At 72.2% G+C, this 22,548-nt stretch carries 18 protein-coding genes; 10 read left to right on the forward strand and 8 right to left on the reverse strand.

The window, feature by feature from the left end:
- Positions 1-36 precede the first annotated feature (36 nt).
- The 4 genes from ACFYOB_RS07985 to ACFYOB_RS08000 are packed head-to-tail and all read left to right on the forward strand — an operon-like array spanning position 37 to position 4,095.
- Positions 37-2,610, forward strand: coding sequence for a nitrate- and nitrite sensing domain-containing protein (locus ACFYOB_RS07985; RefSeq protein ID WP_388556079.1), 2,574 nt, complete (start codon positions 37-39; stop codon positions 2,608-2,610).
- A complete protein-coding gene (locus tag ACFYOB_RS07990) occupies positions 2,610-3,053 on the forward strand; it encodes a roadblock/LC7 domain-containing protein (protein ID WP_388556082.1) in 444 nt (147 codons plus the stop codon). The genes ACFYOB_RS07985 and ACFYOB_RS07990 overlap by 1 nt, the downstream gene beginning before the upstream one ends.
- 17 nt (positions 3,054-3,070) lie before the next feature.
- Positions 3,071-3,451, forward strand: a complete 381-nt coding sequence (locus tag ACFYOB_RS07995) for a DUF742 domain-containing protein (protein WP_328924407.1) — start codon at positions 3,071-3,073, stop codon at positions 3,449-3,451.
- A complete protein-coding gene (locus ACFYOB_RS08000) occupies positions 3,451-4,095 on the forward strand; it encodes an ATP/GTP-binding protein (protein ID WP_388556086.1) in 645 nt (214 codons plus the stop codon). The genes ACFYOB_RS07995 and ACFYOB_RS08000 overlap by 1 nt, the downstream gene beginning before the upstream one ends.
- Before the next feature lie 44 nt (positions 4,096-4,139).
- On the opposite strand, the gene ACFYOB_RS08005 is transcribed toward ACFYOB_RS08000, so the two are convergent.
- Positions 4,140-4,577 (reverse strand): PPOX class F420-dependent oxidoreductase, encoded by a 438-nt coding sequence (locus ACFYOB_RS08005; protein ID WP_388556089.1) that lies wholly within the window; start codon positions 4,575-4,577, stop codon positions 4,140-4,142.
- Between the two features lie 106 nt (positions 4,578-4,683).
- On the opposite strand from ACFYOB_RS08005, the gene ACFYOB_RS08010 reads away from it, so the two are divergent.
- Positions 4,684-5,082: a roadblock/LC7 domain-containing protein gene (locus ACFYOB_RS08010; RefSeq protein WP_328924404.1), complete on the forward strand. Its 399-nt coding sequence runs from the start codon at positions 4,684-4,686 to the stop codon at positions 5,080-5,082.
- A gap of 83 nt (positions 5,083-5,165) precedes the next feature.
- On the forward strand, positions 5,166-6,110 hold the full coding sequence (locus tag ACFYOB_RS08015; protein ID WP_388556093.1) for a DUF6397 family protein: 945 nt from the start codon (positions 5,166-5,168) through the stop codon (positions 6,108-6,110).
- Here ACFYOB_RS08015 and ACFYOB_RS08020 read toward each other — a convergent pair.
- The 3 genes from ACFYOB_RS08020 to ACFYOB_RS08030 are packed head-to-tail and all read right to left on the reverse strand — an operon-like array spanning position 6,074 to position 10,006.
- Entirely contained in the window at positions 6,074-6,475 is a 402-nt protein-coding gene (locus ACFYOB_RS08020) for a YchJ family protein (RefSeq protein WP_388556096.1), read from the reverse strand. The two genes, ACFYOB_RS08015 and ACFYOB_RS08020, sit on opposite strands and share 37 nt — an antisense overlap.
- A gap of 50 nt (positions 6,476-6,525) precedes the next feature.
- Positions 6,526-7,434, reverse strand: a complete 909-nt coding sequence (locus ACFYOB_RS08025) for an acyl-CoA thioesterase (RefSeq protein WP_388556099.1) — start codon at positions 7,432-7,434, stop codon at positions 6,526-6,528.
- A 49-nt stretch (positions 7,435-7,483) separates the two neighbouring features.
- On the reverse strand, positions 7,484-10,006 hold the full coding sequence (locus ACFYOB_RS08030) for a DEAD/DEAH box helicase (protein WP_388556101.1): 2,523 nt from the start codon (positions 10,004-10,006) through the stop codon (positions 7,484-7,486).
- 145 nt (positions 10,007-10,151) lie between these two features.
- Here ACFYOB_RS08030 and ACFYOB_RS08035 point away from each other — a divergent pair, with 145 nt between their 5' ends.
- Positions 10,152-10,943 carry a metal-dependent hydrolase gene (locus ACFYOB_RS08035; protein WP_388556104.1) on the forward strand — a complete coding sequence of 264 codons (792 nt, stop codon included), beginning with the start codon at positions 10,152-10,154 and terminating at the stop codon, positions 10,941-10,943.
- Between the two features lie 518 nt (positions 10,944-11,461).
- Here the strand turns inward: ACFYOB_RS08035 and ACFYOB_RS08040 are convergent.
- The 4 genes from ACFYOB_RS08040 to ACFYOB_RS08055 all read right to left on the reverse strand — a co-directional run bounded on the left by ACFYOB_RS08040 (position 11,462) and on the right by ACFYOB_RS08055 (position 18,656).
- The gene (locus ACFYOB_RS08040; RefSeq protein ID WP_388556107.1) at positions 11,462-13,243 is read right to left on the reverse strand and encodes an ABC transporter ATP-binding protein; all 1,782 of its coding nucleotides are present in this window, start codon (positions 13,241-13,243) and stop codon (positions 11,462-11,464) included.
- Positions 13,240-15,078 (reverse strand): ABC transporter transmembrane domain-containing protein, encoded by a 1,839-nt coding sequence (locus tag ACFYOB_RS08045; protein ID WP_388556110.1) that lies wholly within the window; start codon positions 15,076-15,078, stop codon positions 13,240-13,242. Before ACFYOB_RS08045 ends, ACFYOB_RS08040 begins: the two co-directional genes overlap by 4 nt.
- A 148-nt stretch (positions 15,079-15,226) precedes the next feature.
- Positions 15,227-18,163 carry an FAD-binding and (Fe-S)-binding domain-containing protein gene (locus ACFYOB_RS08050; protein WP_388556112.1) on the reverse strand — a complete coding sequence of 979 codons (2,937 nt, stop codon included), beginning with the start codon at positions 18,161-18,163 and terminating at the stop codon, positions 15,227-15,229.
- Positions 18,164-18,203: 40 nt separating this feature from the next.
- On the reverse strand, positions 18,204-18,656 hold the full coding sequence (locus ACFYOB_RS08055; RefSeq protein ID WP_388556115.1) for a MarR family winged helix-turn-helix transcriptional regulator: 453 nt from the start codon (positions 18,654-18,656) through the stop codon (positions 18,204-18,206).
- A gap of 93 nt (positions 18,657-18,749) precedes the next feature.
- Between ACFYOB_RS08055 and ACFYOB_RS08060 the strand changes: the two genes are divergently transcribed.
- The 3 genes from ACFYOB_RS08060 to ACFYOB_RS08070 all read left to right on the forward strand — a co-directional run bounded on the left by ACFYOB_RS08060 (position 18,750) and on the right by ACFYOB_RS08070 (position 22,547).
- Entirely contained in the window at positions 18,750-20,609 is a 1,860-nt protein-coding gene (locus tag ACFYOB_RS08060; RefSeq protein WP_388556118.1) for an ABC transporter ATP-binding protein, read from the forward strand.
- Positions 20,610-20,672: 63 nt separating this feature from the next.
- Complete coding sequence (mltG, locus tag ACFYOB_RS08065) at positions 20,673-21,539, forward strand: endolytic transglycosylase MltG (protein ID WP_388556121.1); 867 nt, start codon at positions 20,673-20,675, stop codon at positions 21,537-21,539.
- 69 nt (positions 21,540-21,608) lie between these two features.
- Positions 21,609-22,547 (forward strand): hypothetical protein, encoded by a 939-nt coding sequence (locus ACFYOB_RS08070; protein ID WP_388556124.1) that lies wholly within the window; start codon positions 21,609-21,611, stop codon positions 22,545-22,547.
- Position 22,548 lies beyond the last annotated feature (1 nt).

Here is a 22,548-nt window from a genome sequence, read left to right on the forward strand (position 1 = left end):
CCGCACCTGTCGGTACCGCCCCGGAACGAGGAGCCCATGCGCACACCCCGCAGAAGACCGGACGCAGCGGCGCCGCGGCTGCCCGCGCCTGCGGACGGCCGCGCCACGCCAACAGGCCGCCGGGCCCACGCCGGCCCGCCGGCCGACGAACCCGCGGAGCAGGTGGTCCACCAGCCCGCCCCGGCCGCCCCCACCGCCCCCCACGTCCGAGGCCCCCGGCTGCGGCTGCGCCCCGCCACCGTCCGCGCGAAGATCGTCTCGCTGCTGATGGTTCCGGTCGTCTCGCTGCTCGCACTCTGGGCCTTCGCCACCGTCAGCACCGCCCAGGACATCGCCCGGCTCAGCCGCGTCCAGCAGGCCGACACCGAGATACGCACCCCCGTCACCGCCGCCGTCACCGAGCTCCAGGCCGAGCGGCGCGCCGCCGTCCGTCTCCTCGCCGACCCCGCCGCCGACCCGGCCGCCCTGGACCAGCAGGCCCGCCGCACCGACACCGCCGTCGCGCGGCTCCGCCTCGGGGACCGCAACACCGTCGCCGACTCCGGCGACTACGGCTCCGATATCGTTGTCCGCCTGGGCGCCTTCGTCGCCGACGCCGAGGCGCTCGGGTCGGCCCGCAAGGACGTCACCGGCCGCCGGGCCACACCCGAGGCCGCGTACGAGATCTACACCCGCGTGGTCGATTCGGCCCTCGCCGTGGGCGGCGCCCTGACCGGCGGGGAAGACGCCGAACTCGGCCCGGAATCCCGCGTCCTGCTCGAATTCGCCCGGGCCGGGGAACTCCTCTCCCGGGAGGACGCACTGCTCGCCGTACCGGGCCAGCGCACCGCTGAATCGCTTCGTCAGCTGACCGGAGCCATCGAGACCCGGCGCGCCCTCACCACCGCCTCGGCCGACGACCTCCCCACCGCCCAGCAGGACGCCTGGCAGTCCGTCGCCAAGAGCTCCGCCTACGCCGACCTCACCGCCGCCGAGGACCGGGCGCTGGCCGCCGGCACGGCCAAGGAGGCCCGCGGGGTGCCCGCCGGATGGGAGGCGGCCTACACCTCCATCAGCGCCTCGATGCGCGAGATCGAGGGAGCCGCACACGCCGCGGCCGCCGACCGGGCCGACCCGGTCGCCGAAGGGGCGCTCAGCCCGGCCGGCGGCGCCGTGCTGCTGGGCCTGGCCGCGGTCGCGGCCTCGCTGGTCATCTCCGTGCGCATCGGCCGCGTCCTGGTCGTGGAGCTGGTCTCGCTGCGCAACACCGCCCTGGAGATCGCCCGCCGCAAGCTCCCGCACGCGATGGAGCGGCTCCGCGCGGGCCAAGAGATCGACGTCGCAGCCGAGACCCCGTCCGGGCCGCCGGCCGACGACGAGATCACCCAGGTCGGCGAGGCACTCGCCACCGTCCACCGGGCCGCTCTCACCGCCGCCGTCGAGCGGGCGGAACTGGCCAGCGGGGTCTCCGGTGTGTTCGTCAACCTCGCCCGCCGCAGCCAGGTCCTCGTGCACAAGCAGCTGACGCTCCTCGACTCGATGGAGCGCCGCGCGGACGACCCGAACGAGCTGGGCGACCTCTTCCGCCTCGACCACCTGACCACCCGGATGCGCCGGCACGCCGAGAGTCTGATCATCCTCTCGGGCGCGGCCCCGGGCCGGGCCTGGCGGATGCCGGTCCCCCTCACGAACGTCGTACGGGCGGCCGTATCCGAGATCGAGGACTACCCGCGGGTGGAGGTCCGCCAGCTCGCGGAGGCCGCCGTGGTCGGGGGAGCCGTCGCCGACCTCACCCATCTGCTGGCCGAACTCATCGAGAACGCCGCCCAGTTCTCCCCGCCCCACACCAAGGTCCGGGTCAGCGGCGAGCCGGTCGGCGCCGGCTACGTACTGGAGGTCGAGGACCGGGGACTCGGCATGGGCCGCGAGACCCTGAGCGACGCCAACCGGCGCATCGAGCAGTCCGAGGCGCTCGACCTCTTCGACAGCGACCGGCTCGGGCTGTTCGTGGTCAGCCGCCTCTCGGCCCGCCACGGCGTGAAGGTGCACCTGCGCACGTCACCCTACGGAGGCACCACCGCCGTGGTGCTGCTGCCGAACTCCATGCTCCAGAGCGCGATCACGGCCGGAGCCGCCGAGCCATCGGTCCCGGCAGCGGCCTCGGTTGCGGCAGCGGACGGGGCCCCGGAGCGGGCGGCGGCGCAGGGAGCGCAGCGGGCCGCGGGGGTGGAGCAGCCACCCGCCATGACCGTCGTACGGGAGGACCCCCGCGGTCTCCCGGAACGGGACCCGGACCGCACCCCGGCAGCCGGGGAGCCGCGTCCCGCACCGGTGGCGGCGCTGCGGCCGCGCGTTCCCGGCGGCGCGCTGACCCGTACACAGGTGTCGCCGCCCCCGGCGGCCCCCGCCGCCTCGGTGACGGAACTGCCGCGCCGGGTACGTCAGGCCAGCCTCGTCCCGCAGCTGCGCGAGACCCCCGCCCCCAAGCCGCCGGCCGACGCAGGCCTCCCCGAGGACCCGCCGGGCCGCAGCCCGGAGCAGGCCCGGGACCGGATGGCGGCCTACCGGGCCGGTTGGGTCCGCGGCGCCCAGGAGAACTCCCCTCACGCAGGCAGCGAAGGAGAACTGTGATGATCGAACACCAGAGGATCGACCGGGGCGGCGTCCGAAGGTCCGGCGAACTGGACTGGCTGCTGGACGACCTGGTGGTCCGGGTCCGGGAGGTCCGGCACACCGTGGTCCTCTCCAACGACGGGCTGCCGGTCGGTGCTTCGAGTGCGCTGAGCCGGGAGGACGCGGAGCACCTGGCTGCCGTGGCTTCCGGCTTCCACAGCCTGGCCAAGGGCGCGGGCCGGCACTTCCACGCCGGGGGCGTGCGCCAGACGATGGTCGAGATGGACGAGGGCTTCCTCTTCGTCGCGGCCGCCGGGGACGGCTCCTGTCTGGCCGTGCTGAGCGGTGCCGGCGCGGACATCGGGCTGATCGCCTACGAGATGGCCCGGCTGGTGAAGCGGGTCGGCGAACACCTCTACACCCCGCCCCGGTTCGCGGCGCGGCCGCCGGCCGCCGGCTGAGGGCGGCGGTCCGGCACATGAACGGCCAGTGGTACGACGCCGACGCGGGCCCGCTCGTCCGTCCGTACGCCATGACCGGCGGGCGGACGAAACCCGGACCCCACGGGGTCCGCTTCGACCTGATCGCGCTGGTCGTCGTGGATCCGCAGGGTACCGACGAGGCGGCGGAGTCGCTGCTCGGCCCCGAACACCGGGCACTGCTCGGACTCTGCCGGTCCGAGACGCAGTCGGTGGCGGAGCTCGCCGCCGACGCGGACCTGCCCGTGGGGGTGGTGCGGGTGCTCCTCGGCGACCTGCTGGAGGGCGGGCACGTCAAGGTCAGCAGGCCGGTACCGCCCGCACAGCTGCCGGACGAGCGGATTCTGCGGGAAGTCATCGAGGGATTGCGAGCACTGTGATGGGACAACACGACAACGGAACCGCCCCGGCCGCGGACCCCGGCGAGGACACCGAACTGGCCGCGCTCTCGCTGAAGATCCTGGTGGCGGGCGGCTTCGGGGTCGGCAAGACCACGCTGGTGGGCGCGGTGAGCGAGATCAGGCCGCTGCGGACGGAGGAAACCCTGAGCGAGGCGGGCGAACTGGTCGACGACACCGGTGGGGTGGACCACAAGACCACCACGACCGTGGCCATGGACTTCGGCCGGATCACCATCCGGTCCGGGCTCTCCCTGTACCTCTTCGGCACGCCGGGTCAGGACCGGTTCTGGTTCCTGTGGGACGAACTGTCGCAGGGGGCGCTGGGCGCGGTGGTGCTCGCGGACACGCGTCGGCTGGAGGACTGCTTCCCGGCGGTGGACTATTTCGAGCACCGGCGCATCCCGTTCGTGGTCGCCGTGAACTGCTTCACGGACGCGCTGCGGTACGGGGCGCACGACGTGTCGCGCGCGCTGGACCTGGATCAGGGGACGCCGGTGGTGCTGTGTGACGCGCGGGACAAGGACTCGGGGAAGGAAGTGCTGATCAGGCTGGTCGAGTACGCCGGGCGGGTGCATACCGCCCGGCTGCTGGACTCGGTGGAGCCGCAGGCCGATTCGGTGTGAACCGGACCGGCCCGCGGAGGTGGGGCGCCGGTGGGCGGCCCCTGTCAGTCCGCCACCCCGCCGACGGTGATCACCTTGTTGATGGGGACCCTGACGAGGAGTTCGGTCGCGACGGCGTTACGGCGGCCGAAGGCCTCCGCGCGCTCCTCGCCCATGTAGCGGGCGGCGATCGTGGTCGCCCAGGCGAGCATTTCGTCCTCGTTCCCGGCGTACTCGCTGATCTGGGCGCGGCCCTGGAGGACGACGTAGGAGAACGGCGGGCGGTCGTCGTCCACGCACAGCGCGACCCGGCCGTCACGGGCCAGGTTCCGTCCCTTCACCGTGTCCTTGCCGGTGCTGAACACGAAGGAGTCGCCGTCGAGCACGAACCAGATGGGAGCGATATGGGGACTGCCGTCCTCACGGACGGTGGAGAGCTTCCCGGTGCGACTGGAGTGGGAGACGAAAGCCCGCCATTCCCCTTGAGTCATCTTCTTCGCCATGGGGACATCCTCCTTGCCGGAAAGGGGCTGGTGGGGAAGGCTTGCGGCACGACTACGCGGGGTGGGGCGCGGCCATGCCGGCCGCGTCGACGGGGAGGGGTTCGCAATGGCACTGGACAAGCAGCTCGACTGGCTGCTGGACGACCTGACGCGCAGGGTCCAGCAGGTGCGGCATGCGGTGGTGCTGTCCAACGACGGCCTGGTGACGGGCGCGAGTGCGGGGCTGGCGCGGGAGGACGCGGAGCACCTGGCGGCCGTCGCCGCCGGGCTGCAGAGCCTGGCGAAGGGGTCGGGGCGGCACTTCAGGGCCGGGGAGGTCCGGCAGACGATGGTCGAGTACGACGAAGGGGTCCTCTTCGTCATGGCGGCGGGCGCGGGCAGTTGCCTGTGCGTGCTGAGCGCCTCCGAGGCGGACATCGGGCAGGTCGCGTACGAGATGACGTTGCTGGTCAACCGGGTGGGTGAGCACCTGGGCGTCGCGGAGCGGCGCATCACGGGCGGCTGAGTTATCCACAGGCCTCGCAGGGTTTCGTCGCAGTGAGTTACGGTCTTCACGCAGAGTAATCAATGCTCGTGGGGGAGGCCGTGATGATGCAGATGGGGACGACCGTGGTGCGGGACGCCGTGACCGCCGAGGTGCAGGCGGAGGCGACTTGTGACGGTCGTGAGGGTGAGTGCCTGGGTGGGCGTCAGGTCGCGGGGCCGGACGGGAACCGGGACGGGGGCGAGGATGCCCGTGTGGACGCGCCTGCCGAGACCTTGGTGGGCGGCGTGCGGGCCGCTGGGGAACTGGGGCTGAGCCGGGGCGAGTTCGCCAGGGCCGTTCAGCTGGGGGTCGTGCGGGCGGCCGGGCCGCCCGCGCCCGGCGGGGCCGCGCGCTACACGCTGGCCGAGCTGGACCGGGTCCGGTCGGCCGAGGGTCGGCCGGGCACGGAGTGGCCGGACGCGCTGCGCGAACGGGTGGCCACCGTGGCCGGGGCGGAGGCGGCTGCGGGCGTGCTGGGAGTCGGCCCGAGCCGGTTCACGCGGCTCGCGCGCTGCGGGCACGTCGCGCCGGTCGGCTACCGCGTCAACCGCTACCGGGCGGTGGTGTGGCTCTACCTGGCCGCGGAGCTACGGGAGTTCGCGGCGCGGGAGCCGGCGATGCTGCGCGGGACGGCACCTGAGGCGGACCGGGAGCTGATGGCGGCCAAGGCGGACTTGCGTCCGCGGAAGTGGCGGGGGCGGCATGTCGGGCTGCTGCTGAGACGGACCGCCGACCCCTGGGAGCGCGCCGCCGTACTGGCGTCCGTACTCCCGGAGGAAGAGCTGCGGCAGGCCGTGCCCGACCCGGCGGAGCGGGTCGTACTGGCCGCCCTCGCCCCGCCCCCGCCGTACGGGCATCCGCAGGTCCCGGCGGCCGCGGCCGCGGCCCTGCGGTTGCTGAAGGCCGAGCCGCCGGAGGAGATCCACTGGTACCGCACCAGCCTGGACTTCGCGCTGACCGGGGCCCGCGGTCAGTCGAAGTCGACGGGGGACAGGGGGCCGACGTAGACCCAGGCCCCGTCTTCGCGCGAGAAGGCGCTGTGCTCGTGCAGTGAACCCGTGTGCCCGCCCTCGCGGTAGTGCGCCCGGAACTCCACCGAACCCTCCGTCTCGAACATCCCGCCGCGCTCGGTGGCGAGGATCTCCAGCCGCTCCCAGCGCTGCCCCGGATCCAGGTCGAGCCTGGCCGGCCGGGTGGAGGGGTGCCAGGAGCGCAGCAGGTAGGCGGTGTCACCGACGGCGAAGGCGCTGAACCGGGAGCGCATCAGCTTCTCGGCGGTGGGCGCCTGCTGAGCACCGGAGTGGAAGCGGCCGCAGCACTCCGGGTAGGTGGCGGGGAGCCCGCAGGGGCAGGGGAGGGCCGGGGTGGGCATGGGTGTGCTCGGTTCCTCGTGGAGGGCGGGGACTCAGGGGGGTGTCTGGACTACGGGGCCGGCGGGGCCGACCCGGCGGGCCGGGGCGGCCCGGCGGGGTACGGGCGGAAGAGGCCTTCCTGGACCACGGAGACCAGCAGCCTGCCCTCCAGGTCGTAGATACGGCCCCGGGCGAGGCCCCGGCCGCCGTGCGCGATGGGGGACTCCTGGTCGTACAGGAACCACTCGTCCGCCCGGAACGGGCGGTGGAACCACATGGCGTGATCCAGGCTCGCCATGTCGAACCCGCGCATCCCCCACAGGGGTTCCACGGGGATGCGCACGGCATCGAGGAGGGTCATGTCACTGGCGTAGGTGAGGGCGCAGGTGTGCACGAGCGGGTCGTCGCCCAGCGGGCCGACCGCCCGCATCCACACCGCGCTGCGGGGATCGGCGTCCTTGAGCTCCTCGGGAGTCCAGCGGAGCCGGTTCACGTACCGGATGTCGAAGGGCTGGCGGCGGGCCATCCGCTCCAGCGCCTCGGGCAGGGCGCCCAGGTGTTCGCGGATCTCGTCCGCGACCTTCGGGAGCGTGTCCGGATGAGGAACGTGGTGAGGAGGCAGCTGGTGCTCGATGCCGCCCTCCTCCGGATGATGGAAGGAGGCGGTGAGATTGAAGATCGTCTTGCCCTGCTGGACCGCGGTGACGCGGCGCGTGGTGAAGGACCGCCCGTCGCGCACCCGCTCCACCTGGTACACGATCGGCACCCCGGGGAGGCCGGGGCGCAGGAAGTACGCGTGCAGCGAGTGGACCGGGCGGTCGCTCTCCATGGTGCGGCCGGCGGCAACCAGCGCCTGGCCGGCGACCTGGCCGCCGAAGACGCGCTGGAGGGACTCCTGCGGGCTGGCGCCGCGGAAGATGTTGACCTCGATCTGCTCCAGATCGAGCAGGTCGACCAGTCTCTCGGCGGGGTTCGTCATCAGAGGATCTCCACTGTCGGTGGTGTGGACGGCGGGACGCGGGTGGCGGTCAGAGCGCGCCGAGCTCGCCGACCGAGGTGACCCGGATGACAGCCCGGCCCTCCTCGTCGGAGGCCGCGAGGTCGACCTCGGCGCTGATGCCCCAGCCATGGTCCCCGTTGGGGTCGGCGAAGGTCTGGCGGACGCGCCACAGGCCGTGCGCCGGGTCCTCCTCGATCTGCAGCAGCTTGGGACCGCGTGCGTCGGGACCGGTGCCCAGATCGTCGTACTCGTCCCAGTACCCGTCCATCGCCTCGCCCCAGGCGTCGGCGTCCCAGCCGGACTCGGCGTCCAGTTCGCCCAGCACGTTGACGTGGTCGAGGGCGGCCAGTTCCACCCGGCGGAACATCGCGTTGCGGACCAGTACGCGGAAGGCACGCCCGTTCGCGGTGACCGGCTTGACCTGGTCGGCCTTCTCCTGGGCCTGCTCCGCCGTCTCCACCTCCGGGTTCGCCAGCTGCTCCCACTCGTCGAGCAGGCTGGAGTCCACCTGGCGGACCAGCTCGCCGAGCCAGGCGATCAGGTCCTGGAGGTCCTCGGACTTGAGGTCGTCGGGGATGGTGTGGTCCAGCGCCTTGAACGCGCTGGCCAGGTAGCGCAGCACGATGCCCTCGGTGCGGGCCAGTTCGTAGAAGGAGGTGAACTCGGTGAAGGTCATCGCGCGTTCGTACATGTCGCGGATGATCGACTTCGGGGAGACGGGGTGGTCGCGGACCCAAGGGTGGCTCTTGGCGTACACGTCGTAGGCGTGGAAGAGCAGCTCTTCGAGCGGCTTGGGATAGGTGACGTCCTGGAGCCTCTCCATCCGCTCCTCGTACTCGATCCCGTCGGCCTTCATCTGGCCGACCGCGATGCCGCGCTCCTTGTTCTGCTGGGCGGCCAGGATCTGGCGCGGGTCGTCCAGCGTGGACTCCACGACGGACACCATGTCCAGCGCGTAGGAAGGGGACTCCGGGTCCAGCAGGTCGAAGGAGGCGAGCGCGAAGGTGGAGAGCGGCTGATTGAGCGCGAAGTCCTGCTGGAGGTCGACGGTGAGCCGGATGGTGCGGCCCTCCGCGTCCGGGGTGTCGAGCTTCTCGACGACACCGCCGTCCAGCAGCGAGCGGTAGATCGCGATGGCCCGGCGGATGTGCCGCAGCTGGGCCTTGCGCGGCTCGTGGTTGTCCTCCAGGAGGTGGCGCATCGCCTGGAAGGCGTCGCCCGGCCGGGCGATGACCGACAGCAGCATGATGTTGGTGACCTTGAAGCGCGAGGTCAGCGCCTCCGGATCGGCGGCGATGAGCTTCTCGAAGGTGGTGTCCGACCACGCGACGAAACCCTCGGGAGCCTTCTTGCGAACCACCTTGCGGCGCTTCTTCGGGTCGTCGCCCGCCTTGGCGAGGGCCTTCTCGTTCTCGATGACGTGCTCGGGTGCCTGGGCGACCACGTAGCCCGCCGTGTCGAAGCCGGCCCGGCCCGCGCGGCCGGCGATCTGGTGGAACTCGCGAGCGCGCAGGGTGCGGACCCGGTTGCCGTCGTACTTGGTGAGCGCGGTGAACAGCACCGTGCGGATCGGGACGTTGACGCCGACGCCGAGGGTGTCGGTACCGCAGATGACCTTCAGCAGACCGGCCTGGGCCAGCTTCTCGACCAGGCGCCGGTACTTGGGCAGCATGCCGGCGTGGTGCACGCCGATGCCGTGCCGGACGTAGCGGGACAGGTTCTGGCCGAACTTGGTGGTGAAGCGGAAGTTGCCGATCAGGTCGGCGATCTTGTCCTTCTCCTCGCGGGTGCACATGTTGATGCTCATGAGCGACTGCGCCCGCTCGACCGCCTGGGCCTGGGTGAAGTGCACGATGTATACGGGGGCCTGCCGGGTCTCCAGCAGCTCGGTGATCGTGTCGGTGATCGGCGTGGTGACGTACTCGTAGGAGAGCGGGACGGGCCGGGTCGCGGACCGGACCACCGAGGTGGGCCGGCCGGTGCGCCGGGTCAGGTCCTCCTCGAACCGCTTCATGTCGCCGAGGGTCGCGGACATCAGGATGAACTGCGCCTGCGGCAGCTCCAGCAGCGGGATCTGCCAGGCCCAACCGCGGTCCGGCTCGGCGTAGAAGTGGAACTCGTCCATCACGACCTGGCCGATGTCGGCGTGCTTGCCGTCGCGCAGGGCGATGGAGGCCAGCACCTCGGCGGTGCAGCAGATCACCGGGGCGTCCGCGTTCACCGAGGCGTCGCCGGTCAGCATGCCGACGTTCTCCGTGCCGAAGAGCTTGCACAGGTCGAAGAACTTCTCCGACACCAGTGCCTTGATCGGGGCGGTGTAGAAGGTGACCTTGTCCTGGGCCAGGGCGGTGAAGTGCGCGCCCGCGGCGACGAGGCTCTTGCCGGAGCCGGTCGGGGTGGAGAGGATCACGTTCGCCCCGGAGACGACCTCGATCAGCGCCTCCTCCTGAGCCGGGTACAGGGTGATGCCCTGGTCCTCCGCCCACGAGGAGAAAGCCTCGAAGAGGGCGTCGGGGTCGGCGTTCGGCGGGAGCTGATCAATGAGGGTCACACCCCCCATCTTGCCTGGCTTCCCCCCGGATCAGGGAACCGGCCGACGGAGGGAAGATCACCGCCGGTACGCTGTGCCGTCGATGCGGCCCGAATGAAACAGTCGACCGGGCCCGACCAGCACACCACCGGGGCGGGGAACGACCATGATGGGTCCGGCGCATTCACTCTCCGGGGCAGCCGCCTGGCTGGGGGTGGGCGCGGCCACCGCGGCCGCCGGGCACCCCATGCCGTGGCCGGTCCTGGTCGTCGGGGCGCTGATCTGCGCCGGAGCAGCCCTCGCCCCCGACCTCGACCACAAGTCGGCGACGATCTCGCGCGCGTTCGGCCCGCTCTCCCGCGGACTGTGCGAGGTGGTCGACAAGATCTCCTACGCCGTCTACAAGGCCACGCGCTCGCCGAAGGACGCCCGCCGCAGCGGGGGCCACCGCACCCTGACGCACACCTGGCTCTGGGCCGTCCTGATAGGCGCAGGTGCCTCCACGCTCGCCGTGACCGCCGACCGCTGGGGCGTGCTCGCGCTGCTCTTCGTCCACCTGGTGCTCGCGGTCGAAGGCCTGCTGTGGCGGGCCGCCCGGATGTCCAGCGACATCCTCGTCTGGCTGCTCGGCGCGACCAGCGCGTGGATCCTGGCCGGTGTGCTCGACCAGCCCGGCAACGGCGCGGGCTGGCTGTTCACCGCGCCGGGGCAGGAGTACCTCTGGCTCGGCCTGCCGATCCTGCTCGGAGCCCTGGTCCACGACATCGGTGACGCCCTGACCGTCTCCGGCTGCCCGGTCCTGTGGCCGCTCCCGATCGCCGGCAAGCGCTGGTACCCGATCGGCCCGCCGAAGATGATGCGCTTCCGGGCCGGCAGCTGGGTGGAGCTCAAGGTCCTCATGCCGGTTTTCCTGCTGCTCGGCGGCTTCGGCGGCGCCTCGGCCCTCGGGTTCATCTAGGACCGGGCCCGGACGCCCGACGAGGCATCCGATTGAGCCCGGCGGGGGCGGTGCCCGCCGCGCTCACCGTCGTCCTGCCTGGGCAGGCGGCCTCGGGGAAGCCGACGGATCGCCGGGCGCCGGTGGGCTGCAAGCCGTTCATCCGGGCGCTGAAGGCGCTCCCGGGATCGGATCCCTACGGCAGGAACGCTGACGACCGCCACCGCCACCGCCACCAGGCCCGAGGCCTTCAGCTACCGGCCCGCGGCACGCGCCGTCACCCTGCTGCCCGGCGGGGGAGACCGCGACCGGGGACACGTCGTCGGCTCCAGCCCCGCGACGACCGCTACTGACCGCAGGCTCGCCCAGGGCGCCTTCACCACCGTCTACACGGTCACCGACGACGACCCGGTCGGCGGGGCCGCGCAGGACGCCTCAGGCGGCACCCACCCGGTCAAGGCCCGACGGTTGACCGAACGCCGAGGGGCGGCCGGACCCCCTGTGGTCCGGCCGCCCCTCGGTCGCCCCGCGCACCGGGGTCACCCGTGCCAGGACCGCCACAGCGCCGCGTACGCGCCGTCGGCGGCGACCAGCTCGTCGTGCGACCCGAGTTCGCTGATCCTGCCGCCCTCGACCACCGCGATCACATCCGCGTCGTGCGCGGTGTGCAGCCGGTGGGCGATCGCGATGACCGTACGGCCGTCCAGCACCCGGGCCAGGGAACGCTCCAGGTGCCGTGCCGCACGCGGGTCCAGCAGTGACGTCGCCTCGTCCAGCACCAGCGTGTGCGGGTCCGCCAGCACCAGCCGGGCCAGCGCGACCTGCTGCGCCTGAGCCGGGGTCAGCGCCGTGCCCCCGGAGCCGACCTCGGTGTCCAGGCCGGCCTCCAGGGCCCGTGCCCAGCCGTCCGCGTCCACCGCACCCAGCGCCGCCCACAGCTCCGTGTCCCCGGCACCCGTCCTGGCCAGGCGCAGGTTGTCCCGCAGCGAGCCCACGAACACGTGGTGCTCCTGGTTGACGAGTGCCACGTGCTCGCGCACCCGCTCCGCCTGCATCCGCGACAGCCGTGCCCCGCCGAGGGTGATCTCGCCGGTCCGCGGCGCGTAGATGCCCGCGAGCAGCCGGCCCAGCGTGGACTTGCCCGCACCCGAGGGGCCGACGAGCGCCATCCGGGTGCCCGGCGGCACGGACATCGACACCTCGTGCAGTACGTCCACGCCCTCCCGGTAGCCGAAGCGCACCTCGTCCGCCCGGACGTCCCGGCCCTCCGGCCCGACCTCCGGATCCCCGGCGTCCGACTCGATCTCCCGGACGCCCACCAGCCGGGCCAGCGAGACCTGGGCGATCTGCAGTTCGTCGTACCAGCGCAGGATCAGGCCGATCGGATCGACCATCATCTGCGCCAGCAGCGCACCCGTGGTCAGCTGCCCCACCGACATCCAGCCCCGCAGCACGCAGTACCCGCCGATCATCAGCACGGAGCCGAGGATCGTCACGTACGTGACGTTGACGACCGGGAAGAGGACCGTCCGCAGGAACAGGGTGTACCGCTCCCACGCCGTCCACTGCTTGATCCGGCGCTCCGACAGTGCGATCCGGTCCTCCCCGAGACGGTGCGCCTCGACCGTGCGGCCCGCGTCCACCGTCTCGGTGAGCGCGGCCGCGACCGCCGCGTAGCCGGCCGCCTCCGAGCGGTACGCCGACGGCGCCCGCCGGAAGTACCAGCGGCAGCCGATCACCAGCACCGGAAGCGCCACCAGCGCGGCCAGCGCGAGCTGCGGCGCCGTCACCGCGAGCGCGCCGTAGAGCAGCCCCGCCCACACCACGCCGATGGCCAGCTGCGGCACGGCCTCGCGCATGGCGTTGGCGAGCCGGTCGATGTCGGTGGTGATCCGCGACAGCAGGTCACCGGTGCCCGCGCGCTCCAGTACACCGGGCGGCAGCCCCACGGACCGCACCAGGAAGTCCTCGCGCAGATCGGCGAGCATCTCCTCGCCGAGCATCGCCCCGCGCAGCCGGACCAGCCGGACGAAGAGCGCCTGGACGGCGAGCGCCACCGCGAACAGCAGCGCCACGCGCTCCAGATGGAGCTCCCGCGCCCCCGCCGCGAGATCGTCCACGACCCGGCCCAGCAGGTACGGGCCGACCATGGAGGCGATCACCGCGACGGCGTTGACGCCCACCAGCACCGCGAAGGCCCGCCGGTGTCGCCGGAACAGGCCGCGCACATAGCCCCGTACGGTCGCCGACGTGCCCACGGGCAGGGTCGCGGCCGACTCGGGGGCCGCCGGATCGTACTCCGGCGGTGCCACGCCGATCATGCGGATTCCTCGATCTCTGTGAGTGCTTCTTCCAGCTCCGTCAGCCCGAGGGGCGTGACCCGCTGCTCCTCTTCCGTCTCGCGCGTGACGACCGCCCGGTAGAGCGGTTCGCCGTGCAGCAGTTCGCGGTGCGTACCGACCGCCGCGACCGTGCCCTCGTGGATGAGGACGACCCGGTCGGCGCGGTCCAGGAGCAGCGGCGAGGACGCCAGGACCACGGTGGTGCGCCCGGCGCGCAGGGACGCGACCCCGTCCGCGATCCGTGCCTCGGTGTGCGAATCGACCGCCGAGGTCGGCTCGTCCAGTACCAGCACCTCGGGGTCGGTCACCAGGGAGCGCGCCAGCGCGAGCCGCTGGCGCTGCCCGCCGGACAGCGACCGGCCGCGCTCGGTGATCCGCGCGTCCATCGGATCGTCGACCCCGTCCGGCGCCGACTGCAGCAGCGCGTCCAGGACGTCCGCGCACTGGGCCGCCGCCAGGGCCGCACCGGACTGGACCGCCCCCGAGGACGGTACGTCGAACAGTTCGCGCAGGGTCCCGGACAGCAGGACCGGATCCTTGTCCTGTACGAGGACCAGCGTGCGCGCGGTGTCCAGCGCGAGCTCGTCCAGCGCGACCCCGCCGAGGAGCGCCGAGGGTCCGGCGGCGGCGTCGGCGTCCGTGTCCATGGGGTGGCCGCCGAGACGCTCCGCGAGCCGGCCCGCCAGGTCCGGGTCGCCGCACACGACGGCGGTGAACCGGCCTGCGGGAGCCAGCAGTCCGGTCTGCGGGTCGTACAGGTCCCCGCCCGGGGACGGAGCCTTCGGCGGCTCGGCGGCCGGCGACCGCTCGGCGGCGTCGGTACGGGTCAGCGACAGCACCCGGGCAGCCCGCTTGGCCGAGGGCCGCGAGAACGAGTACGCCATTGCGATTTCCTCGAAGTGGCGCAGCGGGTACAGCAGCGTGGCCACCGCGCTGAACACCGCGACGAGTTCACCCACCGCGATGCGCCCGTCCGATACGAGCGCGGCGCCGTACCAGACCACCGTGATCAGCAGCGTGCCCGGCAGGAGCACCTGGATCGCCGAGATCAGCGCCCACATCCGGGCACTGCGCACAGCCGCCTTGCGGACCTCCTGCGAAGCCTCGCGGTAGCGGCCGAGGAAGAGTTCCTCGCCGCCGATGCCGCGCAGTACCCGCAGACCCGCGACGGTGTCGGAGGCCAGCTCGGTGGCCTTGCCCGCCTTCTCCCGCTGGATGTCGGCGCGTCGGGTGGCGCGGGGCAGCAACGGCAACGCCGCCAGGGCGACCAGCGGCACGCCGATCGCCACGACCACGCCCAGCTCGGGCGCGTAGAACAGCAGACCGACGCAGACGAGCACGACGGTGAACGCGGCGGCGAGGAAGCGGGAGACCGCCTCGACGAACCAGCCGATCTTCTCCACATCGCCGGTGGAGACCGCGACCACCTCGCCCGCGGCGACCCGGCGGGTCAGGGCGGAGCCCAGCTCGGCGGTCTTGCGCGCCAGCAGCTGCTGCACGCGAGCGGCGGCCGTGATCCAGTTGGTGACGGCCGTCCGGTGCAGCATGGAGTCGCCGAGCGAGATGGCGGCGCCGAGCAGCACGAGCAGCCCGCCGACGAGGAGCAGCCGGGTGGAGTCGCGGTCGACGACCGCGTCGATGCCCGTGCCCACGGCGTACGGCAGTCCGGCGATGCCGCCGAAGTGCACCAGTCCCCAGCACAGGCTCTTGAGCTGTCCGCCGAGCTGACCCCGGCCCAGCCACATCAGGAACCGGGGCCCGGAACGGGCGTCGGGTACCCCGGGGTCCGGATACGGAAGATCGCTGATCTGCATGACGCCCCATGACTGGTCGAGTGGTCCAAACCGTGCAAGGTTCGCCTTTCTGACCGGAGCCGGGCAATCGATTTTCCGTCCTCCACGCCTCGCCGCGGGGAGGTTTACGGTCCCGTCGTACGACGTGGCGCGAGGTCAGAAAGGCGACTCAGGGGTGGGTGGCGCGCTCCAGTTCGAGCAGGACCGAGTAATAGCCGCGCCCGGTCGCCCGCTCCATGCCCACCTCGCACATCCGGTTCGCCGACAGGTGCGCGTCGAACGGCCGCGCCGTCACCTCGGCGGCCTCGCGTGCCGTCGCCGAGTCCGTCAGCTCGGGGTGCAGCATGCCCCGGTCACCCGCGAAGGCGCAGCACCCCGCGTCGTCCGGGACCACCACCTCGTCGGCGCACGCCTCGGCGACGGCCCGCAGCTGTCCCTCGTCACCCAAGTGCCGCATCGAACAGGTGGGATGGAGGACCGCCGAGCCGGCCGTTCGACGGATCTCCAGGTGCGGCAGCAGTTCCTCGGCCGCCCAGACCACCGAGTCGACGATGCGCAACTGCGCGTGCAGGGACCGGTTCCCCTCGGTCAGGTAGGGGACGACCTCGTGGGCGATGCCCAGCGTGCAGGAGGAGGCGTCGACGACCAACGGCAACCGTCCGCCGGCGGTCCAGCCCCAGGCCGCCTCGACGATGCGGTTGGCCATCACCCGGTTCCCGGCGTCGTAGCCCTTGGAGTGCCAGATCGTCGCGCAGCAGGTGCCGGTCACGTCACGGGGGATCCACACGGGCTTCCCGGCCCGCTCCGACACGGCCACCACGGCCTCTGGCAGCGAGGGCCCGGGCCGGCCGCCGGGGCCGCCGAAGATCCGGTTCACGCAGGACGGGTAGTACACCGCCGAGGCGCCCACCCGCCGGGAGGCGGGCAGTCTGCGCGCCGCGGCTCCGGGGATCTGCGGCAGCCACCGCGGCACCAGGTCCGGTCGTACGGCCTTGCGCGCGGCCCCCGTGACGGCCTTCAGCAGGCGGTCCCCGAACCGGTTCCTCAGCTGATCGGCGGTGGCCACGGCGAGCCGGGCGGCGGCCTCGACGGCACGGAACCGCCGCGCGGCCAGCTCCGCGGCCCGCTCCTCGCGGGCGCTGTGCCGGCGGTGGCGGAAATCCCTCATCAGCGCGCCGGTGTCGATGCCGACTGGGCAGGCGAGCTTGCAGGTGGAGTCGGCCGCGCAGGTGTCGACGGCGTCGTAGCCGTAGGCGTCGAGCAGCCCGTCCAGCACCGTGGAGCCGGGCTGCTGCCGCGTCATCTCGCGGCGCAGTACGATCCGCTGGCGCGGAGTGGTCGTCAGGTCCTCGCTGGGGCAGGTCGGTTCGCAGAATCCGCACTCGATGCACGGGTCGGCCACCGCCTCCACCCGCGGGATGGTCTTCAGTCCGCGCAGGTGTGCCTGCGGGTCGCGGTCGAGGAGGATCCGCGGGGCGAGCACCCCCTCCGGGTCGACGACTCGTTTGGTGCGCCACATCAGTTCGGTGGCCTCGGCCCCCCACTCCAGTTCCAGGAAGGGCGCCATGTTGCGTCCGGTGGAGTGCTCGGCCTTCAGCGAGCCGTCGAACCGTTCCACGGTGAGCCGGCAGAAGGCGTCCATGAAGGCCGCGTACCGCTCGACGTCCGCCGGGTCGGCGGCGTCGAAGGCGAGCAGGAAGTGCAGGTTGCCGTGGGCGGCGTGACCGGCGACGGCCGCGTCGAAGCCGTGCTCCGCCTGGAGTTCGAGGAGCGCCTCGCAAGCTTCGGCCAGCCGGGACGGCGGCACCGCGAAGTCCTCGGTGATCAGCGTGGTGCCGGGGGCGCGAGCTCCGCCGACGGCGGTGACGAAGGCCCTGCGGGCCGTCCAGTAGCCGCCGATGGTCCTGGGGTCCCGGGTGAAGGCGTTGGTGACCGAGGCGACCGGGGCGACGAGGTCGAGTCCGGTGAGCAGCCGCGTCGCGCGGCGCTCGTACGCGTCCCGGCCGGCTTCGTCCGGGGCGCGGAACTCCACCAGCAGGGCGGTGGTGTCCTTGGGCAGGTCCGCCCAGTCGGCGGGGACGCCCGCGACGCTGACGGAGGCCCGCAGGGTGTTGCCGTCCATCAGCTCGACGGCGATGGCGCCGGCCTCGTTGAAGAGCGGTACGGCGGCGGCCGCGGCGGGCAGCGAGGGGAAGAACAGCAGGGCGGAGCATAGTTCGCGGTCCAGCGGGAGGGTGTCGAAGACGACCTCGGCGATGAAGCCGAGGGTGCCCTCCGACCCGACCGTCAGCCCGCGCAGGATCTCCACGGGGGTGTTGCCGTCCAGATAGGCGTCGAGCCGGTAGCCCGTGGTGTTCTTGATCTCGTACTTGGCGCGGATCCGGGCGACCAGCGCGGCGTCGGCCTCGATCTCCGCCTTGATCTCCATCAGCCCGTGGCACAGGGCCGGCTCGGCGCGCGCCAGCTCCTCGTCGGCCAGCGGGTCCGCCGTGTCCACCACGGTGCCGCCCGGGAGCACGAGGGTGAGGGAGGACAGCGTGCGGTACGAGTTCCTCATGGTGCCCGCCGTCATGCCCGAGGCATTGTTGGCGACGACTCCGCCGAGGGTGCAGGCGATGGCACTGGCCGGGTCGGGGCCGAGTACGCGGCCGTGCCGGGCGAGGGCGGCATTGGCCCGGAATACGGTGGTGCCGGGCTGGATCCGGGCCAGCCGGCCTGCGTCCAGCACCTCGACGCCGGCCCAGTGGCGGCGTACGTCGACGAGGATGTCCTCGCCCTGGGCCTGGCCGTTGAGCGAGGTGCCCGCGGCACGGAAGACGACCTCGCGCCGGCGGCCGTGGGCGTACGAGAGGACCGCGGAGATGTCGTCGATGTCCTCGGCGATCACCACGACCTGGGGGACGAAGCGGTAGGGGGAGGCGTCGGAGGCGTAGCGGACCAGGTCGGAGATCTTCCACAGCACCTTCTCGGGGCCGAGCAGCTCGGCCAGCTCGGTGCGCAGCGGTTCCGGGGTGCCGGCGGCCCGGTGCCCGGGCACCCGGTCGGGGGCGGGGCCGCTGATGCTGCGCGGGCGCAGCGCCCCGGGCCTCGGTTCCAGCAGCGGCATGTGGGACCCCTCGCCTCATCGCGGCCCACGCGTGGCCCCGTCAGCAGCGGCGCTCCGCCGGGGCGTCCGACAGGGCGTTCAGCAGTCCGCCGAGCACCTCGCGCTGTTCGGCGGTCAATGGGGCCAGGATCTCCTCTGCCGCGTCGGTCCGCGCGTTGCGCAGACGGCGCAGCGTGGCGCGGCCGGTGTCGGTGAGCTCGATCCGTATGACGCGGCGGTTCGCGGGGTCGGGCGCGCGGCGCACGCACTCGGCCGCCTCCAGGCCGTCCACAAGGGTGGTCACGGCGCGCGGGACGACCTCCAGGCGGGCGGCGAGATCCGCCATTCGGGGTGCCTGGTCGTCCTCGTAGTGCGAGACGAGGCGCAGCAGCCGACCCTGGGCGGGAGTGATCCCGAGCGGTTCCATGTGGCGCTTCTGGATCCGGTGGAGCCTGCGCGTCAGGCGCAGCAGCTGTTCGGCGAGGAGGCGATCGGTGTCGGAGGCGGAGCTCATGCCGGAACAATATCAGGACCCCATTCATTGTGAGTATAGGTAACAATGACCTATGCTCCAATGGCCTCGACTTCCGACCCCGAGAGGGCGCCCATGCGCGACGAACCGAAGTGGACCCCATCGAAAGTCCCCCTCGACCCCGACCGGCCCGCCCCGGCGGAGCAGCCGCGCGAGCTGCGCCGCATCATGGGCCTCTTCCGGCCCTACCGCGGCCGCCTCGCCGTCGTCGGCCTGCTGGTCGCCGCCTCCTCGCTGGTCGGCGTCGCCTCGCCGTTCCTGCTGAAGGAGATCCTGGACGTCGCGATCCCCGAGGGCCGTACCGGGCTGCTCAGCCTGCTCGCCCTCGGCATGATCCTCACGGCCGTCGTCACCAGCGTCTTCGGCGTGCTCCAGACCCTGATCTCCACCACGGTCGGCCAGCGCGTCATGCACGACCTGCGCACCGCCGTCTACGCCCAGCTCCAGCGGATGCCGCTGGCCTTCTTCACCCGGACCCGCACCGGTGAGGTGCAGTCCCGCATAGCCAACGACATCGGCGGCATGCAGGCCACCGTCACCTCCACCGCGACCTCGCTCGTCTCCAATCTGACGGCCGTCATCGCCTCCGTCGTCGCCATGCTCGCGCTCGACTGGCGGCTCACCCTGGTGTCGCTGCTCCTGCTCCCCGTCTTCGTGTGGATCAGCCGGCGGGTCGGCCGCGAGCGCAAGAAGATCACCACGCAGCGGCAGAAGCAGATGGCCGCCATGGCCGCGACCGTGACCGAGTCGCTGTCGGTGAGCGGCATCCTGCTGGGCCGCACGATGGGCCGCTCCGGGTCCCTCACGTCCGCGTTCTCGGAGGAGTCCGAGAAGCTCGTCGGCCTTGAGGTGCGCTCCAGCATGGCCGGACGCTGGCGGATGTCCACCATCGGCATCGTCATGGCGGCCATGCCCGCGCTCATCTACTGGGCCGCGGGCATAGCCCTCCAGACGGGCGCCCCCTCGCTCTCCGTCGGCACCCTCGTCGCCTTCGTCACGCTCCAGCAGGGCCTGTTCCGGCCCGCCGTGAGCCTGCTGTCGACCGGTGTGCAGATCCAGACCTCGCTCGCCCTCTTCGCCCGCATCTTCGAGTACCTCGACCTGCCGGTGGACATCACCGAGCGCGAGGACCCGGTGCGCCTGGAGCGGGCCAAGGGCGAGATCCGCCTGGAGGACGTGCACTTCGCGTACGACGCCGGGAGCGGCCCGACCCTCACGGGCATCGACATCACCGTCCCGGCCGGCGGCTCCCTCGCCGTGGTCGGCCCGACCGGCTCCGGCAAGAGCACGCTCAGTTACCTGGTGCCCCGGCTCTACGACGTCACCGGCGGACGGGTCGCCCTCGACGGGGTGGACGTGCGTGACCTCGACTTCGACTCGCTGGCCCGCTCCATAGGCGTGGTCTCCCAGGAGACGTACCTCTTCCACGCCTCGGTCGCGGACAACCTGCGCTTCGCCAAGCCTGACGCGACGGACGAGGAGATCACCGAAGCGGCCCGCGCCGCCCAGATCCACGACCACATCGAGTCCCTGCCCGACGGGTACCAGACCCTGGTCGGCGAGCGCGGATACCGGTTCTCCGGCGGCGAGAAGCAGCGCCTCGCGATCGCCCGCACCATCCTGCGGGACCCGCCGGTGCTGATCCTCGACGAGGCCACCAGCGCTCTCGACACGCGCACCGAGCACGCCGTCCAGCGGGCCATCGACAACCTCTCCCAGGGTCGTACCACCATCACCATCGCGCACCGCCTCTCCACCGTCCGCGACGCCGACCAGATCGTGGTCCTGGACGCGGGCCGGATAGCCGAGCGCGGCACCCACGAGGAGCTACTGAAGGCCGACGGCCGGTATGCGGCCCTGGTCCGCCGCGACCGGGACGCGGCGCAGCCGTCGGCATCGCTGCAGGACACCGAACTTGCTCCGGTGAATGTGTGACCGTATGACCGGCACGCCGAGCGGATGTCAGAAATGTGATGATGTGCGGGTTAGCGTTCCCGCATGCGTCATGAGTACCGGCCGCCACAACGTCGTTCCCGGCTCACCCCCCGGGGCCGGCTGGCGCTGCTCTTCCTCGGCACGCTGGTCGCGATCGGGGCGGCAGTTCTGGTTCCGCTGCTGCGGGGTGGTGAAGAGCCGGAAAAGCCGCGTCAGTTGGTGATCCCCGAGGGCTGGCGGGCACCCCAGGTGTACGCGGCGATCGACCGCGCGTTGGGGCTCCCGGCCGGTTCGGCCAAGGCGGCCGTGCCCACCGCCGGTCTGGCCCTGCCCGCCGAGGCGAAGGGGAACCCCGAGGGCTACCTCTTCCCGGCCACCTACCCGGTGACCTCGAAGACCACCCCGGGCGCGCTCCTCGCGTACATGGTGCAGACGACGAACCGGAAGCTCGCCACCCCGGCCGTCGCGGACGGCGGCAAGGCCCACGGGATGACCCCGTACCAGACGGCCACCCTGGCCAGCATCATCGAAGCGGAAGCCGACGGCCGGGCCGACATGGGCAAGGTCGCCCGGGTGGTGCACAACCGGCTGGGGAAGTCGATGCCGCTCCAGATGGACTCCACCATCAACTACGCGCTGGGCCGCAACACCGTGGACACCACCCTGAGCGACACCCGGATCGACAGCCCCTTCAACACCTACGAACGCCAGGGGCTCCCGCCCACTCCCATCGACAGCCCCGGCCTGGACGCCATGGCGGCAGCGGTCGCACCGACGCCCGGCAAATGGCTCTACTTCGTCACCGTCAAACCAGGGGACACCCGCTTCTCGGCGACCTACGACGAACACCGCAAGCACGTGGCCGAGTTCAACCGGCTCCGCGCCCGTGCGGGTTCCCGTGCAGGTCACGGGGATGCCACCGGGAAATGAGGCGCGGTCGACCCTGCGACGGTTCTACGATCGGCGGCCTGCCGAGTGCGTGGACCGAGGGGGCGGACTGTGAAATGGCCATGGAGAGCGAAAACGAAGGCTGAAGCGAAGGCGGAAACGACGGACGACCTCGCGTTCGACGCGGAGTCGATCAGAAAGCTGGTTCAGCAGCGCACGGAAGCGGACGCGAAGGCCGCCGCGGCCGCCGAGCGGGAAGGGCACCAGCGGATGGTCGAACGGTGGGGTCCCAGCGTGGTCGAATGGCGCGATTGGCTGGCGCGTTCACCCGTCGGAGTGGACCTGATCCACTGGTGGTTCGCCGAGGCCGAACTGACCGCCCTGGTCGGCGAGGAACGGTACGTGGAACGGTTGGGGGAACTGCTCTCGCAAGCCGCGGCGCGCGACATCGCGGCGATGGGGCTCGGCTGCACCCGGCGCGTCGACCGGGCCTGCCGCTTCGCCGAGATCTGCAGTCAGGACCCCGTCGTACCGCCGGGCGAAAAGCTCGAGAGCTATCGGCACGGGGGGATACCCGGGGCGTGCAGCAGCTTCATCGACTGCTGGTCCAAGCACGAGATCGACGTGACCTTCGCCGACGGCGACAGCCACCGTTCGGTGCTCCTGTTCCGCGACCACCCGGGCAAGGCCCGGCTCTGGGTGGACGGCGTGCGCGTGGGGGAGGGCGAGTGGCTGGACAAGGGCGGCTTCTGGGTGGACGAGCGCTTCTTCACCATCCGGATCGAGGGCCCGAAGGACCACCCGGAGCAGGGACTCGGCCACATGGGCGCCCAGCTCTACAACATCGTCTCGCTCCTGATCCACGACGCGGAGCGGGGCACCACGCGCATCCTCGTCCCGGAGGACACCGAGAACTGGACCGATCCCGTTCTGGCCGTGCGGGACGGGATGGGCTGGGTGTACCCGACCCGGGAGGACCGTGCCGCCGGCGGCACCCCGGACCGGATCTTCCCCATCGACGACCCTGTCGACGAACAGGAGGCCGGCTGAG

Source organism: Streptomyces sp. NPDC006463, from assembly GCF_042870715.1.
GTDB lineage: Bacteria > Actinomycetota > Actinomycetes > Streptomycetales > Streptomycetaceae > Streptomyces.

Coding starts and splice junctions, on each gene's coding strand:
- ACFYOB_RS08045 (WP_388556110.1), bottom strand. CDS start 15,078: ATGCAGATCAGCGATCTTCCGTATCCGGACCCCGGGGTACCCGACGCC.
- ACFYOB_RS08055 (WP_388556115.1), bottom strand. CDS start 18,656: ATGAGCTCCGCCTCCGACACCGATCGCCTCCTCGCCGAACAGCTGCTG.
- ACFYOB_RS08035 (WP_388556104.1), top strand. CDS start 10,152: ATGATGGGTCCGGCGCATTCACTCTCCGGGGCAGCCGCCTGGCTGGGG.
- ACFYOB_RS08010 (WP_328924404.1), top strand. CDS start 4,684: ATGGCACTGGACAAGCAGCTCGACTGGCTGCTGGACGACCTGACGCGC.
- ACFYOB_RS08015 (WP_388556093.1), top strand. CDS start 5,166: ATGATGCAGATGGGGACGACCGTGGTGCGGGACGCCGTGACCGCCGAG.
- ACFYOB_RS08060 (WP_388556118.1), top strand. CDS start 18,750: ATGCGCGACGAACCGAAGTGGACCCCATCGAAAGTCCCCCTCGACCCC.
- ACFYOB_RS08025 (WP_388556099.1), bottom strand. CDS start 7,434: ATGACGAACCCCGCCGAGAGACTGGTCGACCTGCTCGATCTGGAGCAG.
- ACFYOB_RS08005 (WP_388556089.1), bottom strand. CDS start 4,577: ATGGCGAAGAAGATGACTCAAGGGGAATGGCGGGCTTTCGTCTCCCAC.
- ACFYOB_RS08050 (WP_388556112.1), bottom strand. CDS start 18,163: ATGCCGCTGCTGGAACCGAGGCCCGGGGCGCTGCGCCCGCGCAGCATC.
- ACFYOB_RS07985 (WP_388556079.1), top strand. CDS start 37: ATGCGCACACCCCGCAGAAGACCGGACGCAGCGGCGCCGCGGCTGCCC.
- ACFYOB_RS07995 (WP_328924407.1), top strand. CDS start 3,071: ATGAACGGCCAGTGGTACGACGCCGACGCGGGCCCGCTCGTCCGTCCG.
- ACFYOB_RS08040 (WP_388556107.1), bottom strand. CDS start 13,243: ATGATCGGCGTGGCACCGCCGGAGTACGATCCGGCGGCCCCCGAGTCG.
- ACFYOB_RS08020 (WP_388556096.1), bottom strand. CDS start 6,475: ATGCCCACCCCGGCCCTCCCCTGCCCCTGCGGGCTCCCCGCCACCTAC.
- ACFYOB_RS08000 (WP_388556086.1), top strand. CDS start 3,451: ATGGGACAACACGACAACGGAACCGCCCCGGCCGCGGACCCCGGCGAG.
- mltG (WP_388556121.1), top strand. CDS start 20,673: ATGCGTCATGAGTACCGGCCGCCACAACGTCGTTCCCGGCTCACCCCC.
- ACFYOB_RS07990 (WP_388556082.1), top strand. CDS start 2,610: ATGATCGAACACCAGAGGATCGACCGGGGCGGCGTCCGAAGGTCCGGC.